The following is a 2,803-nucleotide window of genomic DNA, read 5'->3' as shown; positions in this document are numbered from 1 at the left end:
AAGTCGTTCTTCGCCATACTACTTCTCCGATTTGCAGAAATAGGCAAAGCCTAACCTGCTGGGTGAAGCAGCCGGTACATCCCATTACCGGATGGAGTGGGTGGCTCCTGCTCCACCGGCGTCGCGATGAAAAACCCAAACATGCACATCTATCAATTTGGCGGTTATGAAGCCGGGGCTTTGAAACACCTGATGGAACGTTGTGCAACGCGCGAAGATGAAGTGGACAATCTGCTGCGAGGCAAGGTTCTGGTCGATCTGTTGACCGTCACAAAACACGCTATTCGAGCAAGTGTTGAAGGCTATTCATTTAAGAAACTTGAGCCTTTCTGCGGATATGAGCGCAAGGTTTCATTGCGGGATGCCAACATGGCTCTGACGAGAGTGACCGCAGGCTTAGAACTAGACGACATTCCATCCATTGATGAAGACACAATGGCGGTTGTCGCAGCTTACAATTCTGATGATTGCTTTGCGACGAAGAGCTTGCGAGATTGGCTGGAAGATTTAAGAGCTTCAAGAGTGGCAGACGGTGCTGAAATCCCGCGTCCTGAGCCTGGGCAGGATGGCCCAAGCGAGGAGCTTAGCGAACAGCAACAGCGCGTTCTGGCTCTTATTGAACAGCTTAAAAATGACATCCCCGTTGATCCTGAAGAGCGCTCGCCAGAACAGCAAGCGCGCTGGATATTGGCATTTATTCTTGATTGGCATCGCCGTGAAAACAAAGCTGCGTGGTGGGAAAAGTTCCGACTTCAAGCATTGAGCGGCATCGAACTTCTGGAAGAAAAGGCTCGCATTGGTCGCCTGCAATTGATCGATGTTGTTGAGACATCCAAAACCGGAATCCCCACGCATCGCTATAGATTTGATGCGCAGGATACAGATATCAGAGGCGACGAAGGCCTGCATAGTGTTGGCGGCGATAAAATTGGTACGTCTGTTGCGGTATCGTCAGAAAATCAAACTGTCGATATCAAGAAGTCAAAAGCGACTGCCGATGTTCATCCCGAAGCCGTTTTCGCACACAAATTCATGGATCCTAAGGAACAGGCGGCCTCGCTATTTCGCCTAGGTGAATACCTTGCTGAACACAGCATCGAAGGTGATGGCCCTTATTAAAGCGCGCGGGAAACATTGCTTCGGGCACCGATGGAAATTGGAGACGAGCCCTTCCAAGCGGATGGCGAAGGAACACTCGATGCAGCATTGCGTGTTGCAAGGGAAATGAATGGCGGCGTGCTACCTATTCAAGGACCTCCGGGGACAGGTAAATCTTTCACTGGAGCGCGGATGGTCTGCGAGCTTGTACGGCAAGGTAAGAAGGTGGGGATAAGCGCAAACAGCCACAAAGTGATCCGCAACCTGGTTGATAAAGTGATCGAAGCCGCGCCATAAATGGGCGTCGATCTGACCTGTCTTCAAAAGCCGGAGCAGGGTAACAAAGAGGCCGACGGACCGAACCTCATCTTCGTAATAAACACTGATGACGTTTTAGGTAAGCTTGCTAGAAGTGACGCTCAGGTTGCTGGTGCGACCCACTTCTTCTGGGCAAGAGAAGACGCTTTTGAAGCCGTTGATGTGCTTGTTGTTGATGAAGCCGGTCAGATGTCCCTTGCTAATGTCTTGGCCGTTTCCCAAGCAGCACAAACGGTGATCATGCTGGGTGATCCACAACAGCTGGAACAGCCAACGCAAGGAACGCATCCAGATGGAACAGGCGTTTCAGCACTGGATGATTTGCTTGCCGGTCGACAAACTATTGAGCCGAGCCAGGGTCTTTTCCTTGGAACGACCTATCGCCTCCACCCTGATATCTGCGCGTTTAACTCCGAGCTTTTCTACGAAAGCAAACTGCATGCATTTGAGGGATGCGAGCAGAAACTCGTTCAAACTATGAGCATTGCTTCGGGCGCTGGATTGCGCTTCCAACCGGTAGCGCACAGTGGTAACACCAGTTCGTCCATTGAAGAGGCCGCCACAGTCAAATCCTTGGTGGAAGACATTCTGGACCAAGGCGCTGCATGGACGGATCGCTATGGAGTGACCAAGCCAATCACGCTTGAGGATATTCTGATAATTGCGCCGTACAACGCGCAAGTGATTGAAATTCAAAAGCGCCTGCCGACTGCATGGGCTGGAGCCGTTGATAAATTCCATGGTCAGGAAGCACCGATTGCGATCTATTCTATGGCAACGTCAAGTCATGCGGATGCGCCTAGAGGCATGGAATTTCTCTACAGCGGGAACCGCTTCAATGTTGCATTTTCTCGGGCGCAGTGTCTGGCCATTTTGGTCGCGTCGCCCCAAGTTTTCGAGGCGGATTTTCAGACACCACGTCAAATGCAGTTGATCAATGCATTCTGCCGGTATCTTGAGATAAGTCAGGAACTCGGGATTTGACGTTATTACAAACTGCAACAACGCTTTGACCATTTTTAAAATACAAGACAAGCTTCAAGCTGAATGTATCTCTTAAGGCGCTATGCTTGAGAGCGTTACAACGGCACCCCTCGAAGGAACCTATTTTTCCGTCTTGCAACCGGTAAACTGTGAACGTCCATTGTTGCTCAGTCTTTTCGACGCCGCTGTTTGACATCGTTGATTTCGTTCTTCGTCTGGATACGTCTATTGGCAACGGCCCTGAGCGGACCTTTGGCTAGAAAGTCTTTGCTGCATTGCGGCTTCCCCAAAGCATGCGTAATTGGGCTGACGGTGAACTGAGGTCGAGCTCCCGATAGGCTCACAGGGAAACTGTGAACATGGGAGATTTCGAATGGAGTATTTTGCAGGTTTGGACGTGTCG

Annotated in this window: 4 protein-coding genes; 3 read left to right on the top strand and 1 reads right to left on the bottom strand. The window is 50.6% G+C overall.

Annotated elements, in window-relative coordinates:
• The first annotated feature begins 126 nt into the window (after positions 1-126).
• From ACR0L4_RS23460 to ACR0L4_RS23450, 3 genes are read left to right on the top strand one after another with little or no spacing between them, the layout of a single operon-like run.
• A complete protein-coding gene (locus tag ACR0L4_RS23460) occupies positions 127-1,119 on the top strand; it encodes a ribonuclease H-like domain-containing protein (protein WP_480515618.1) in 993 nt (330 codons plus the stop codon).
• A 30-nt stretch (positions 1,120-1,149) separates the two neighbouring features.
• On the top strand, positions 1,150-1,395 hold the full coding sequence (locus ACR0L4_RS23455; RefSeq protein WP_480515616.1) for a DEAD/DEAH box helicase family protein: 246 nt from the start codon (positions 1,150-1,152) through the stop codon (positions 1,393-1,395).
• Complete coding sequence (locus ACR0L4_RS23450) at positions 1,396-2,400, top strand: DEAD/DEAH box helicase (RefSeq protein WP_480515614.1); 1,005 nt, start codon at positions 1,396-1,398, stop codon at positions 2,398-2,400.
• Between the two features lie 167 nt (positions 2,401-2,567).
• On the opposite strand, the gene ACR0L4_RS23445 is transcribed toward ACR0L4_RS23450, so the two are convergent.
• Positions 2,568-2,803, bottom strand: a 236-nt coding sequence (locus ACR0L4_RS23445) for a hypothetical protein (RefSeq protein WP_480515612.1), incomplete at its 5' end; no start/stop codon positions are given.

The sequence above is a fragment of the Ruegeria sp. AB5 genome (assembly GCF_056542645.1).
The sequence above is the reverse complement of the archived record's forward strand: the minus strand, read 5'-3'. Positions and strand labels throughout refer to the sequence as shown.